The 13,037-nt window shown below is 58.8% G+C and carries 9 protein-coding genes; 4 read left to right on the forward strand and 5 right to left on the reverse strand.

All coding sequences use genetic code 11. The features are described from left to right. The first annotated feature begins 124 nt into the window (after window positions 1-124). Together ACGLWX_RS15780 and ACGLWX_RS15785 are read left to right on the forward strand one after the other, a co-directional pair. Window positions 125-688: a TRAP transporter small permease gene (locus ACGLWX_RS15780; protein ID WP_252108337.1), complete on the forward strand. Its 564-nt coding sequence runs from the start codon at window positions 125-127 to the stop codon at window positions 686-688. A 109-nt stretch (window positions 689-797) separates the two neighbouring features. Continuing rightward, on the forward strand, window positions 798-2,102 hold the full coding sequence (locus ACGLWX_RS15785) for a TRAP transporter large permease (protein ID WP_396241160.1): 1,305 nt from the start codon (window positions 798-800) through the stop codon (window positions 2,100-2,102). A gap of 17 nt (window positions 2,103-2,119) precedes the next feature. Here the strand turns inward: ACGLWX_RS15785 and ACGLWX_RS15790 are convergent, their stop codons facing one another. After that, window positions 2,120-3,649, reverse strand: coding sequence for a GGDEF domain-containing protein (locus ACGLWX_RS15790; protein WP_252108339.1), 1,530 nt, complete (start codon window positions 3,647-3,649; stop codon window positions 2,120-2,122). A gap of 200 nt (window positions 3,650-3,849) precedes the next feature. Here ACGLWX_RS15790 and ACGLWX_RS15795 point away from each other — a divergent pair, with 200 nt between their 5' ends. Next, window positions 3,850-6,537 carry an EAL domain-containing protein gene (locus tag ACGLWX_RS15795; RefSeq protein ID WP_396241162.1) on the forward strand — a complete coding sequence of 896 codons (2,688 nt, stop codon included), beginning with the start codon at window positions 3,850-3,852 and terminating at the stop codon, window positions 6,535-6,537. Window positions 6,538-6,559: 22 nt separating this feature from the next. Here ACGLWX_RS15795 and ACGLWX_RS15800 read toward each other — a convergent pair whose 3' ends face one another. After that, entirely contained in the window at window positions 6,560-7,309 is a 750-nt protein-coding gene (locus ACGLWX_RS15800; RefSeq protein ID WP_396241164.1) for a sulfite exporter TauE/SafE family protein, read from the reverse strand. Between the two features lie 496 nt (window positions 7,310-7,805). On the opposite strand from ACGLWX_RS15800, the gene ACGLWX_RS15805 reads away from it, so the two are divergent. After that, window positions 7,806-9,431: a methyl-accepting chemotaxis protein gene (locus ACGLWX_RS15805; protein ID WP_252108342.1), complete on the forward strand. Its 1,626-nt coding sequence runs from the start codon at window positions 7,806-7,808 to the stop codon at window positions 9,429-9,431. Window positions 9,432-9,514: 83 nt separating this feature from the next. On the opposite strand, the gene mgtE is transcribed toward ACGLWX_RS15805, so the two are convergent. From mgtE to otnK, 3 genes are all read right to left on the reverse strand, one after another. Then, complete coding sequence (gene mgtE / locus ACGLWX_RS15810) at window positions 9,515-10,870, reverse strand: magnesium transporter (RefSeq protein ID WP_396241166.1); 1,356 nt, start codon at window positions 10,868-10,870, stop codon at window positions 9,515-9,517. A gap of 228 nt (window positions 10,871-11,098) precedes the next feature. Next, window positions 11,099-11,746, reverse strand: coding sequence for a 3-oxo-tetronate 4-phosphate decarboxylase (gene otnC / locus ACGLWX_RS15815; protein WP_396241168.1), 648 nt, complete (start codon window positions 11,744-11,746; stop codon window positions 11,099-11,101). After that, window positions 11,743-13,029, reverse strand: a complete 1,287-nt coding sequence (gene otnK, locus ACGLWX_RS15820) for a 3-oxo-tetronate kinase (protein WP_396241170.1) — start codon at window positions 13,027-13,029, stop codon at window positions 11,743-11,745. The genes otnC and otnK overlap by 4 nt, the downstream gene beginning before the upstream one ends. Window positions 13,030-13,037 lie beyond the last annotated feature (8 nt).

Here is a 13,037-nt window from a genome sequence, read left to right on the forward strand (position 1 = left end):
CAGGGCGGTCGATAATAAACCGGTCGAGAATAAGCCCGCTGAAACTCAACTGATCGCCAAGTCGACGAGCCAGGCATGAGCTTTACGCCAGTGCCTGGCATCGGCGTTTTTACGAGGCCCTGTCATGGTGTTCAAACTCGATAAGCTCTACCGGCTCGGCGCTTGGGGCGCGGCGGCGTGCATGATCGCGATCTGTACGCTGGTAACGCTTCAGGTGCTGTTTCGCTTGCTGGATGCGCTGCTGATACTGGTCGGGCAGAACCGGCTCGGCATCAGTATCACCGGCGTTTCCGAAATGGCGGCGTATCTGCTGGTAGGCGCCACGTTTTTAGGGCTGGCCTACACCTTTACCCACCACGCACACATTCGCGTGACGCTTGTGATTGCCCGGCTGCCTGCGCGGCTTCGCGTGTGGTTTGAGGTGTTTGGGCTGCTCGTCGCGCTGATCATAAGCGTGATGCTTTGTTATGGGCTTTCGAGCCTTGCCCGCGAAAGCCTTGAGTATAACGACGTATCCTCGGGTTTTTTATCGCTGCCGCTGTGGATACCCCAAAGCGTGCTGATTCTGGGCGTAGCGCTTCTTTGCTTGGCGCTCATGGAGGCGCTGCTCATGGCCGTGCGCATCGGCGTGCGTGACCCGGCAAGCTTTCGCGAGGCGACGGCCACTGACGACAGCGAGATGCACTGATCATGGCTCACTATGTTTCACGACCCCACAAGTTTTCACGACCCCACAAGGCTGATTCAAGGCGACGAGCGCGCATGATCGAGAACGACACAGAAAGGGAGACGCGCTCGTGCTACTACTCAGCCTGATAACGCTGGTCACGCTCTTTGCGCTGCTGGGAAGCGGCGTCTGGGTTGCCTTCGCGCTCATGGGAACGGCCTGGATTGCGCTTGCGTTTTTCAGCCCGTTTGATCCCAACCCGATACTGGCTTCGGATTTCTGGGGCGCCAGCTACGGCTGGGATTTGACTGCGCTTCCGATGTTCATCTGGATGGGCGAGATCCTCTTTCGCTCCGGGCTTGCCGACAACATGTTTCGCGGCCTCTCGCCCTGGCTGAATCGGCTGCCCGGGCGCCTTTTGCATACCAACATCATCGGTAGCGGTCTGTTTGCCGCGGTCTGCGGCTCCTCGGCGGCCACCTGCGCCACCGTCGGTAAAATGACGCTGCCGGAGCTCGAGCGGCGCGGCTACGACAGCAATATGGCGATCGGCACGCTCGCCAGCGCCTCGACGCTGGGGCTATTGATTCCGCCTTCCATCGTGCTGATCGTTTACGGGGTAGTGACGGAGCAGTCCATTTCGCGGCTGTTCATGGCGGGCATCGGGCCGGGGCTGATGATTCTGGCGCTGTTCATGAGCTATCTGGTGCTCTGGGCGTTGATCAAGGGGCGCAAGGCGGGGCTGACCGGCGCCGACGAAGCCGATATGCCGCTTGCCCAAAAGCTACGCAAGACCCTGGCGCTGATGCCGATTCTACTGCTGATTGGCGGTATCATCGTCTCGATTTACGCGGGTCTCGCTTCACCCACGGAGGCGGCGGCGGTGGGGGTGACGCTTTCGATCGTCATTGCGTGTATCAACGGCCATTTTAATCGCCGGATCTTTGCTGATTCGCTGTTTGCCGCCGTGCGCACGGCGTGCATGATCGCCTTCATCATCGCCGGCGCCTCGTTTTTGACCTCGGCGATGGGGTTTACTCAGGTCCCCATGCGCCTGGCGCAAGCCATCGGCGATATGGGGCTCTCGCCGACGCAGCTACTAATCGCGCTGACGCTACTGCTGCTGGTGATGGGGTGCTTTCTGGACGGGATCTCGCTGATCCTGCTCGTGACCTCGATCATCATGCCTGTCATCAGCGCGGCCGGGTTCGATTTGATCTGGTTTGGTATCTATCTGGTGATCGTGGTGGAAATGTCCCAGATCACCCCGCCGGTAGGCTTCAATCTATTCGTGATCCAGAGCCTGACGGGCAAGGATATTCTGACGATTACACGCGCGACGCTGCCGTTTTTCCTGATGATGCTGCTGGCCATCGCGCTGATGCATCTCTTTCCCACGATCGCGCTCTATTTGCCTCGTGTGATGACAGGGTAGCCAGCGGCACGCCTTGATCACTGGCCGTAGATCGACACGCCGCTGCGCCCTGAGCGTTTAATGTTGTACATGCTTTGGTCGGCAGCGGCGATCAGTTCGTGTTCGCTTTCGAAGACGCCGTCTGCCATACAGGCGATGCCGATAGACACCGTGACATAAAGTGGCTTGATGTTGTCAAAAGCCATTGGCTCCTTTTCCAGTAACTGCATGATGCGCCGGGCAAGGCGCAGCGCTTTTTGCGCCGTTTCGTCGGGTAAGATGATCAAAAACTCTTCCCCACCGTAGCGTCCAGCTACATCGGAGGCGTCAACCAGCGACAAAAGCGCTTTGCCAAAGCACTGCAGTACCTCATCGCCGATGCGATGGCCGTAGCGGTCGTTGAGCGTCTTAAAGTGGTCAAGATCGATGAACACGACCGACATGATGCGCTGTTTCTGCCGGCATATCTCAAAGCGCTCCTTGAGCTGCTCTTCGAGCCAGGCACGGTTGGCCAACTGGGTTAGGGGATCGAGGCGGCTATGCTCGAGCAGGGCGTCGTGCTGCTTCTCGAGCTTATGAAAACGCTCCTGCTGCGCTTCAAGCCGAGCGCTGATCGACAGCGCGTGCTGAAAAAGTAGCTGCTTTGCCTCGCTCAATACGGACTGGCTCTCAATCGGGAGGGGGACCGCTAGTTTGAGAAGGTCGCTCAAAAGTTGAATTTGCTGATGCATACGATGAAAAAGCGATTCAAGCAGTGCGACGTGCTCCGACTGCGCCGAGGAGAGCTCGAACAGCAGGGTGGAGAAGGATTGAGGCGCATTGGGCGAAAGCCAGGCATCCGCTAGCGGCCCGGAAAAGCGTACACACAGCGCCACAGGATCTTCGGTGAAAACACTGTCGTGGCTTTCGTCGATAATATGTACCAGGCTTTCTGGAAGCCCCCACTTGGCCGCAAGCCAGGCACCGATGAGCGTGTGATCACAGCCAAATCGCTGGCGCTCCTCCTTGGCTAACTCCATATGTGACAAGTCACGCTGGGCGTAAAGCGCTTGAGCCTCTTCAGGATAGGCCATTTGAAGTGCCAGTATGCCGATATCCTGCAAAAGCGCTACGGTGAACACCTGGCCCAGACGCTCAGGGCAGCACTTTTGCGCCAACTGGCTGGCGATCGCCGCCGAGGCGATAGCACGCTGCCACGTTGGCAGGGCAATGTCGCTGGTCTGCTCATCCTTGAACAGCGCAAAGCTCAAAACGGTGGCAAGCGTAGCGTCGGTTCCCAGCCGCTGCGTCGCCTCGAAACTTGTGATGGCAGGGTTGGGCGAGCGTACGTGATGTGCTGTGTTCGCTACGGCAATCAGGCGCGCCGTCAAGGCCGGGTCGTGTTCGATCACACCGGCATACTCCTTGAGCGAGGCGCTGGGCATGCGCGCAACTTCCAATACCTGCATCACCACGGCCGGGAGCGACGGGAGCGAAGCGGTCTGTCGTAGCGATCTACTTAGAAAACTGGGCAGCTTATCGGTCAAGGATTGATAAAGCGACTGACCCACCGCCGGGTGGCTCTTCATTTTTTCTCCATACGTACTGCCTTAGCGCAATAAGCGGTTATTATGAGTACTCGGCCAAAGGATATACTTTTAGGCGCGTCTCGTCGCCTTATATGCCTTGTCAAAAGGCATGAAATACCTCTTTATACAGTGGAAAAGTGCTAGAGCTAAGCGGTAAAAACGTTGTTTTGACTGCGCTAATTCCAAGGGCGGATTTGCTGATGCAAAAAAAGGATGAGACGGCAGAAACCTTTCGTCAATTGGCCAGAGGATTCGGGCGCGAAGACGCCACGCGGTTTTACCTTTTAATGGCGGAAAAGCTGGCGCAGCTTCTACAAATGGACCATGTATTGATTGCCGTTTATTCGGGAGACCGCAGCGCTCAGGCCCTTGCTTTCTGGTCCCAAGGGCAAACCAGCAGTCACTTCACCTACTCGCTCGAGGGCACGCCCTGCGAGACCATTACCGAACACGCTCCCTGCCACTATTTTGAGAAGGTGCAGGCGCTTTTTCCTCAGGATGATCTGTTAAAGTCGCTCAACGCGCAAAGCTATGTAGGTTTTCCCGTTTTCGGCTCAAACAACGCACTGCTTGGGTTTATTGCGGTATTGGCTAACCGCGCCCTCATTTGGGGCAAGCTTGAAAACGATATACTCATGATCGCCGCCGCCCAACTGGGTACGGAGCTTGAACGCCGCGAAACCGAGCGCGCATTGAAAAAAAGCGAGCGGCTTGCTCGGGAAAGCGAGCGACGTTTGAATACGTTGCTTAACCATCTACCGGGTATGGCTTACCGCTGCCTCGATAATCGTCGCCGTGATCTAAAGCTCGTAAGCCTGGGCGCTCGGGCATTGACCGGCTATTCGGTCAGAGCGCTAAAAGCGGGGCAGGCCGTCACGTTGGGCAACCTGATTCACGATGAGGATCGCGAGCGGGTATTCGCTGAGTTAAATAACGCGCTCAAGGCGCAAAGCCCCTACCGGCTCGTTTACCGGCTTCGCCATCGTGACGGCTGCTACCGCTGGGTATGGGAGCAAGGTCAGGGCGTATTCGACTCCCGAGGCGCGACCGTTTGCCTGGAGGGATTCATTTGCGATATCACCGAGCAGCACGAATCCGTGCGTGTAAAAAACGCGGTTGTTCAAGTCGCCTCGTCGGTGACTTCACGGGCGAACGGGCACTATTTTAAGCAGCTGATCGCGACGCTTATTGCGCTGCTGGAGGCGGATGGCGGCTTTATTGCGCTGCTCGACCAGCCGCTGAGCCTTAAAACGCTTGAGTCACAGGCACTCGACGAGCACGTTGGTCGGGCGAGAGTCACCACGGAAAGTTTGGTCGTACGAGGTATATCGCTACCGGCGCACACCTTTGACCTTTTCGGCTCCCCCTGCGAGCGTGTCGTTCTTGAGCAGGAGGCGGTCGTTCAAGACAGCGGTGCCATGGCACTGCCAGCGGTCGAACTCTGTGCCAAGGCTTGGATCGGGCGGCGGCTCGATAACGCCGCGGGCGAGGCGATCGGCGTCATGATGGTGTTTTACCAGACGCCGCTCAGCGCCAACGCTTTCGCCACCTCGGTGCTGCGAATTCTCTCTAACGGCGCCGCCGCGGAGCTTGAGCGTCAGCGCGATCATCGCCGCATCGAGTATCTGGCCTATATCGATACCACCACGGGCCTGCCCAACCGAGCCAGGTTCATGGAGCGTTTGACCGCCTTTACCGTACGCGTTCATGCCCTGTCGCTTGTGCTGCTGGATATCAAGGATTTCCGTGAGATCAATGATCTTCACGGCCACGCGGTGGGCGATGAGCTGTTGATCGCCGTCGCAGGACGGCTTCAAGCAGGCGCGCCAACTGGAGCGTTCATCGCGCGTCTATCGAGCAATGAGTTTGCGGTGCTCTTTGACAAGGCGGAGGGCAAGGCGCTCGACACAACAGCCCTACAGTTAGAAAACGCGGTGTGTCAGCCCGTATGCCTCAATCACCTGACGCTGTTGATCGGGATCAATATCGGTCTGGCGCATTACCCCGACACTGTCGAAGCGCCTGACGATCTTTTCAATGCCGCCACCCTGGCGCTGCATCACGCCAAGCGCACAGCCCAGACTCGCTGTCGCTATCAGCCGGCGCTGCGTGTTGATATCCAGCGCCGCCAGGAGCTCACCGAGCGGCTACAGTTGGCCATCAGCGAGCAAACCCTGGAGCTTTACTTTCAGCCGCAGCTGGATCTTGTCAGCGGCGAGCTGGCCGGGGCAGAAGCGCTGTGCCGCTGGTACGATGCTCAGTGGGGCTGGATCAATCCTTGCGAGTTCATCGTGCTGGCCGAAGAGCGCGGGCTGATCAACCCGCTGGGCGAGTGGGTGCTTGGCCAGGCCGCTGCCCAGCTCAAGGCCTGGGCGGGTGCGGGCACACCGCTGACGGGGCGCCTGTCGGTCAACGTTTCTGCTCAGCAGTTCGCCAACCCGCAGCTGTTGGAGAAGGTGATGCGATTGACCCAAGGCGTTGCGCCGCAAGCGCTCGGTCTGGAGCTAACGGAAAGTGCCGCCATGCGCAGCCCGGATCAGGCCGTACTGACGACGCAAGCGCTGCGCGAGGCGGGTTATACCATTGCCATCGACGATTTCGGCACCGGCTACTCCTCGCTCTCCTACTTGCGCCGCTTTGCCGCGGACGTACTAAAGATCGACATCTCGTTCGTGCGCCATATCGTCGATAATCCGCAAGACCAGGCCATCACTCAAACCATCATCGATATCGCCAAAACCCTGGGGATCAAGCCGCTGGCCGAAGGCATCGAAAGTGAGGCCCAAGCGCGGTTGCTCACCGAGATGGGTTGTCGTCAAGGGCAGGGAGACTGGCTGGGCGAGCCGCTTGATCGCGAGGCGTTTGCAAGGCGGTGGCTGGGTGCCTGAGCCAAGCGGCGAATAAGCTTATTTAGAAAGCCCCGAGCGCCTGACCGATCAGGTTGGCGCCCACCAGCAGCATGGCGACGATGACCAATCGGTAGAACAGCACGTCGTTGACCCGGCTTTGCAACCAGAGCCCGCTACGCACGCCAATCCACGCCACGGGCACCAGCAAGAGCGACGCCCATGCGCTGGTCAGATTGACTTCACCGAGCCATACGTAAGGCCCTAGTTTGATGGCGTTGACGATGGCAAAGGCCACCGCGCAAGTGGCGATAAAGGTCTCTTTCTCAAGTTTGCGCGGCAGTAAATACACGTTGAGCGGCGGCGCGCCGGCGTGAGCGATGAAGCTTGTGAAGCCGCAAACGCTGGCCGCCGGTAGCGCCCAGCGTGTCGAGATGGGCTTGCTGGCCACGGGTTTGAATAACATGTATATCGCGAACACCAGCGATAATCCCCCCAGTACCAGCCGCACACCCTGATCGCTCAGATTTCCGAACAACAGCGTTCCCACTGCCACGCCAATGAAAAGCCCCGGCAGAAAGCGCCACACTTCCGCCATGTCGTGCTTGCCCCACCACGCCTTTACTGCGAACACGTCCATCACCAGCAGCAGAGGCAGCAAGAGCCCCGCCGCTTGGGTCGGGCTGATTACAAGCGCCATCAGCGGTACCGAAAGCGTCCCGAAACCACCGGCAAACCCACCCTTGGAGACGCCGGTCAAATAGACCGAAAAGATGATGAGCAGCCAAGCAAGAGGCGAAAAATCGGGGAGCATGGAAGCCTTGGCGGTTGAGCACGACTTATGAGATCGCGAGTTCATCGAGAAACGATAAAAAAGGCTAGAGCAGTGGTGATCATATATCAAGTGCCGCACTTTTTTAAAGAAGTTGATTTTTTCCGTTTTAACGTTTTCTCATAGTTTTTAACAAACATTGGAATAGTGTCATTTTATTAAAGTTACTGGTTTTAGGTGATTGGGTGGATGTTCTCCCAACAAGGTGTGAACAATTGTGAATACACCTCGTTGATGCGTCTTAAGTCGTTGTGTATTGGTTTTTTTGGTCCTATCGTTCAAGTGCGGTGAATGGCACGCTCTCGCCATTCATCGATATATGACGTCAATTGAAGAGCGTCATGGTGCCAGCCTTAACGAAAGTAAATAACGATGAAGATGATGGTCGAGTTGAAAGTTACCCGACTTTTAACGCCTGCTTGTCATGGCTATCTATCAATCGTTTGCCTTCCCTGAACTTGTTAAATGGAATAACCCAATGAACTTCAGAAATCTGTCTATCAGTAAACAGATTGGCCTTGGATTCTTGATTTCGATCCTGTTTCTCGTGCTGACCGGCGTGTTGAATTCGCTCAGCCTGAGTAGCGCCAATACCACCATGAACTCTCTTTACAATGATCGTATCGTGCCCTTGCAGGGGCTCAAGCATATTTCCGATGCCTATGCGGTCGATGTAATCGATAGCGTCAACAAGGCCAACTCCGGATTGATCAGCGCCGAGCAGGCGCGCGAAACGGTTCGGAACGCGCGTGAGGAGATCGACGAGCAGTGGCAGGCCTACCGGGCAACGGCATTGACCGCCGACGAAGCGGCCATTGCCAGCCGGGTCGAAACACTCTTCGCTCCTGCCAATCGCGCACTCGACGCGCTCGAGCAAACGTTGGCACCGCTGTCCGGTCAGATCGAAGGACGCCTCGATGCGCATGACGGCATGCTTTATGCCTTTATTGATCCGGTCAGCGGCGCGGTCAATGAGCTGATCGAAGAGCAGTTAGTGGCTGCGCAGCGCGGCATGGAGCAAGGTGAGGCCCAGTATCACCAGGCGATGCTTTCCACCCTGGTGCTAGGCGTGCTGGCGGTATTGGTCTCGATCATTGCGGCGGTGGTCATCACCCGGGGTATCACCCGGCCGCTTGGCCAGGCCGTCGAGCAGTCGAAGGCCGTCGCAGCGGGAGATCTATCCGCCAGCGTTGAGCCGCGCTCGACCAATGAAATCGGTCAGCTGCTGCTGGCTCAGAAGGCCATGGTTGAGAGTCTCGCCCAGGTGGTATCCGATGTGCGTCGCAACGCAGAAAGTGTCGCGACCGCGAGCGCGCAGATCGCCCAGGGCAACGTCGATCTGAGTCAGCGTACCGAAGTACAATCCTCGGCGCTCGAGCAGACCTCCGCCTCGATCGAGGAGATGGGCTCCAGCGCGACGCAGAATGCCGACAATGCCATGAATGCCAACCAGCTTGCCTCGGGTGCCAGCGCGGTCGCTCGTCAGGGCGGCGAGGTCGTAGGGCAGGTCGTTCAGACCATGCGCGACATCAACGAAAGCAGCAGCCAGATCAACGATATCGTCGGGGTGATCGACAGCATCGCCTTCCAGACCAATATTTTGGCACTAAACGCCTCGGTCGAGGCGGCGCGCGCCGGCGAGCAAGGACGTGGCTTCGCCGTAGTGGCCAGCGAGGTGCGTAACCTGGCCCAGCGCAGCGCCGAGGCGGCCAAGGAGATCAAGTCCTTGATTGGCGTCAGCGTCACGCGAGTCGAGAAAGGCACTCACCTCGTGGATCAGGCGGGCGCGACCATGCAGGAGATCGTTACCTCCATCCAGCACGTGAGCGATATCGTAGGAGAGATCAGCAGTGCGAGCAGCGAACAGAGTTCGGCGGTCAGCCAGGTGAGCCAGGCCATCAGTCAGCTCGACCACACCACTCAGCAGAATGCGGCTCTCGTACAGGAATCCGCCACGGCCGCAGCCAGCCTCAGAGACCAGGCCCATGAGCTGGTGGTGGCCGTGGAGAAATTCACGCTGTCGAATGAGGCCCCGGGTAAACACGAAGGCCCACTGATTGCGCAGCGCGGTGCGACCAATGTTTTACCTGCCCCGGCGTTCTAAGGCACCTGCATAGGGGCTCAGGCTCGGGCCCCGCGCGTGGCAGGGCCTGAGCGCCGTGTGGATGGCGATAGCTTGGCAATAGCTTAAAGAATGATCACCGTCGCCAGTCCTAGAAACGAGAGAAAGCCCACCACGTCGGTCACGGTGGTCAGGATGACGGCACCCGAAAGCGCCGGGTCGATGCTCAGGCGCTTGAGAATGAGCGGGATCAGCACGCCCGAGAGATTCGCCAGGCTCATATTAATGAAAATCGCCAGCGTGATGACCAGCGTGATCAGCATCTCGCCAAACCAGAGATACGAGATCGCGCCGACCACCAGCGCCCAGACCAGGCCGTTGCTCATGCCGACCCAAAGCTCCTTGTTGTAGAGCCAGCGCTTGTTGTTGCCGGCCAGTTGACCAAGCGCCAGGCCGCGAATCACCACCGTCAACGTCTGGCTACCGGCGATACCGCCCATGCTGGCGACGACCGGCATCAAAATCGCCAGCGCCACGATCTGATCCAGCACTGCCTCGAACTGGCCGATGACGAAGGCGGCTAAAAAGGCGGTCATCAGATTGATGCCGAGCCAAATGCCGCGGCTTTTGGCACTGCGCACGATCGGGGTGAATACCTCCTCCTCATCGCTGACCCCGGACATGTGTTTCAGCGTCATGTCCGCGTCGTCCTGGGTGATTTCCAGTACGTCGGCGGTGTTGAGCTGGCCTACCAGCAGGCCGTCGCTATCGCACACCGGCGCGAAAGGAAGCTCCTTGGAACGTAGTAGGGTCGCGGCATCGCTGATTTTCATCTGATCGTTCAGGGTGAAGAAATCGTCCATGAACTCATCGACGATCGCCTCCTGGGGCTGTTTGATCAGATCGATCAGCGTGACCGTACCCAGCAGGCGCTTGTCCTTATCGGTTACCATGATCTGCTGCGACTCCTCGTCGAGCAGGTGATGAATACGGATATAGCGCTGCACTGCCTCCAGCGACACCCCTTGCTTCACGTTCACCGTTTCCGGATCCATGTAGCGGCCCACAACGTCCTCTTCGTAGGCGTGCAGGTTCTCTACCTGGGCGCGAATATTGTCATCCAGACTGGCATAAACGGTCGTCTTGACGTCTTCGTCGGCGACCTCGAGCACTTCGGCCACGTCCTGGGCATCCAGCCCCCGGACGAGATTTTCGATATCGCTGACCGACAGATCTTCTACGTAGTCGGCGCGAATGTCTTCATCGACACTCGCCAGCACCTCACCGAGCAGCGTCTCGGGAATATACGCCCATAGCAGATTGCGGGTTTTGGCTGGAAAGGACTCGAGCAGCCGCGCAATGTCCCATGCGTCGAGCTCGTTAAACAGCGCGCTTAGCGCCTCGGTGTCGTCATCGTCGAGGCGCTGCTGAAGGTAGAGCAGCTGCTCCTCGGCGTTGGTGTATTTTTCTTCCTCGTCCATAGGGTCCCTCCCTGGGCACTGGCGGGTGGAAGCCGATCACGTCGTTGGCGGATGGCTTTCATGTCAGTTTATGGCTCGAACGGCTTGAAAGCCATACGGTTCGGGCGATGGGGTGCTAAGAATAACGAGGGTGCGCAGAGAGGAAGTACCCGAAAATAAAAAAAGCGAAGTGGGCGGCTTCGCTTTTTAAAGAGGGCTTGTGATTAAGGCGTTTGAGCGATGAGTTTTTTAGTCGCGCGGATAGCGTGCTTCGAGTTCAGCGACCTGCTCCGGCGTCAGGATGCGCGGGTTTTCACCACGTAGCAGCAAAAACAGCTTCGCGGTTTCCTCTAGCTCCTCGGTGGCGTAGACCGCCGCTTCCAGATTCTTCCCCGCTACGACCGGGCCGTGATTGGCCAGCAGCACGGCGCTATGCTGTCCCGCCAGCCCGCGCACTGCATCGCCAAGTTTTTCGTCCCCCGGGACGTGGTAGGGCACAAGCGGCAGTTTGCCTACGCGCATGGCGTAGTAGGCGGTGATGGGAGGAATGCAGTCGCAAGGGTCGATACCGGGTAGGCAGGACACCGCGACCGAATGCGTCGAATGCAGGTGGACGATCGCACCGGACTGCGGGCGCTCGTCGTACATGGCGGTGTGTAAGAAGTGCTCCTTGGTCGGCTTGTCACCGCTCAATAGCTGCCCGTTTGAATCCAGGTGTGATATGCGCGCGGGGTCCAACCGGCCAAGGCAGGCGTTGGTCGGCGTCATGAGCCAGCCGCCGCTTTCCAGCCGCACGCTGATATTGCCGCTCGAGCCCATGGTCAGGCCGCGGTCGAACAGCGATTTTCCCAGCGTACTGATCTGCTCGCGCAGTTGATTGTGCTTGTGAATACTCATGGCAACACCTCGAAGGCCCGGGTGAAAAAGTCGACGCCGCCGAAGTTACCCGATTTCAGCGCCAGCGAAAGCGGCGCCGAGTGGGGTTTGAGCTGTGCCTGCGTCCATGGAATGCCTGGGTCGATCTGCTCGCCGATGCGAAGCGCGGTAATGTCGAGAGCGGACACCACGGCGCCAGAGGTTTCGCCGCCGGCGACCAGTAGTCGCCCCACGCCCTTGGCGACCAGCGCGACCGCCAGCTTACCAAGCGCCTCTTCGACCAGATGACCGGCCTTGTCCACACCCAAGCGTGCCTGGGCAGCCTTCACTCTTTCCGGATCGGCGGAGGCGTAAATCAGCACCGGCGCGTTTTGCTCGATACGCGAAAGCGCGAAGGCGTAAGCCTCGCTCCAGTGCCCTTCGCCTTCCGCCAGTGCCAGCGGGTCGATGGCGAAGCCGCCGCCCGGATTGCGCGTCAAAAAGTCGTCGACCTGGGCGAGGGTGGCGCGCGAGCAGCTTCCCGAGAGCACCAGAGCGCGTCCGGATGCGGGCTCGAGCCGGCCAGGCTCTGAAATCTCTGCAAGCCAGCCCTTCTGGCGATACTGTGCGGGCAGAGCCTGACCCAGGCCGGAGCCGCCGGTGACCAGCGAAAGCTCGACGGTGGCGCTGGCCAGTGTTTCGAGGTCGCTGTCATCCACGCTATCGCAGATCACGTGGCGCACGTCGTTAGCGCTCAGGTCGGCCAAACGCTGACGCGTGGCTTCACTTCCCTGGGCCAAAACCGCGCGGCTGATCAACCCCACGGTATGCGGCGTCTGGCGCGAAAGCACGCGTACCAGGTCCGCATCGGTCATGGGGGTGAGAGGATGATGCTGCATGCCGCTGTCGTTTAAAAGCCGGTCGCCGACGAACAGGTGGCCCTGATAAACCGTGCGGCCGTTGATCGGAAAGGCCGGCACCATGACGGTTTGGGCGGCGCCCAGGCGCTCAAGTAGCGCGTCGGCAACCGGGCCGATATTGCCCTGGTCGGTTGAGTCGAACGTCGAGCAGTACTTGAAGAAAAGCTGGCGAGCGCCAAGCTCATTCAGCCATTCCAGTGCCGCCAGCGAATCGGCCACGGCCTCGTCGACGGCGCAGGAGCGCGACTTCAGCGCCACGATGACGGCGTCGACGTCGTTCAAATCAGGCAGGGTCTCCGGCACGCCGATCACCTGTACGCAGCGCATGCCGCCGCGTACCAGGTTATTGGCCAAATCGGTGGCGCCGGTGAAATCGTCGGCGATGGCGCCCAGTACGATGGTCATAGCATTCT

The organism is Halomonas sp. HMF6819, assembly GCF_044335525.1.
Classification (GTDB): domain Bacteria; phylum Pseudomonadota; class Gammaproteobacteria; order Pseudomonadales; family Halomonadaceae; genus Vreelandella.

Excerpts from the sequence above, each read along its gene's own strand:
- ACGLWX_RS15780 (WP_252108337.1), top strand. The coding sequence starts at position 125 with ATGGTGTTCAAACTCGATAAGCTCTACCGGCTCGGCGCTTGGGGCGCG.
- ACGLWX_RS15790 (WP_252108339.1), bottom strand. The coding sequence starts at position 3,649 with ATGAAGAGCCACCCGGCGGTGGGTCAGTCGCTTTATCAATCCTTGACC.
- ACGLWX_RS15795 (WP_396241162.1), top strand. The coding sequence starts at position 3,850 with ATGCAAAAAAAGGATGAGACGGCAGAAACCTTTCGTCAATTGGCCAGA.
- ACGLWX_RS15800 (WP_396241164.1), bottom strand. The coding sequence starts at position 7,309 with ATGCTCCCCGATTTTTCGCCTCTTGCTTGGCTGCTCATCATCTTTTCG.
- ACGLWX_RS15805 (WP_252108342.1), top strand. The coding sequence starts at position 7,806 with ATGAACTTCAGAAATCTGTCTATCAGTAAACAGATTGGCCTTGGATTC.
- mgtE (WP_396241166.1), bottom strand. The coding sequence starts at position 10,870 with ATGGACGAGGAAGAAAAATACACCAACGCCGAGGAGCAGCTGCTCTAC.
- otnC (WP_396241168.1), bottom strand. The coding sequence starts at position 11,746 with ATGAGTATTCACAAGCACAATCAACTGCGCGAGCAGATCAGTACGCTG.
- otnK (WP_396241170.1), bottom strand. The coding sequence starts at position 13,029 with ATGACCATCGTACTGGGCGCCATCGCCGACGATTTCACCGGCGCCACC.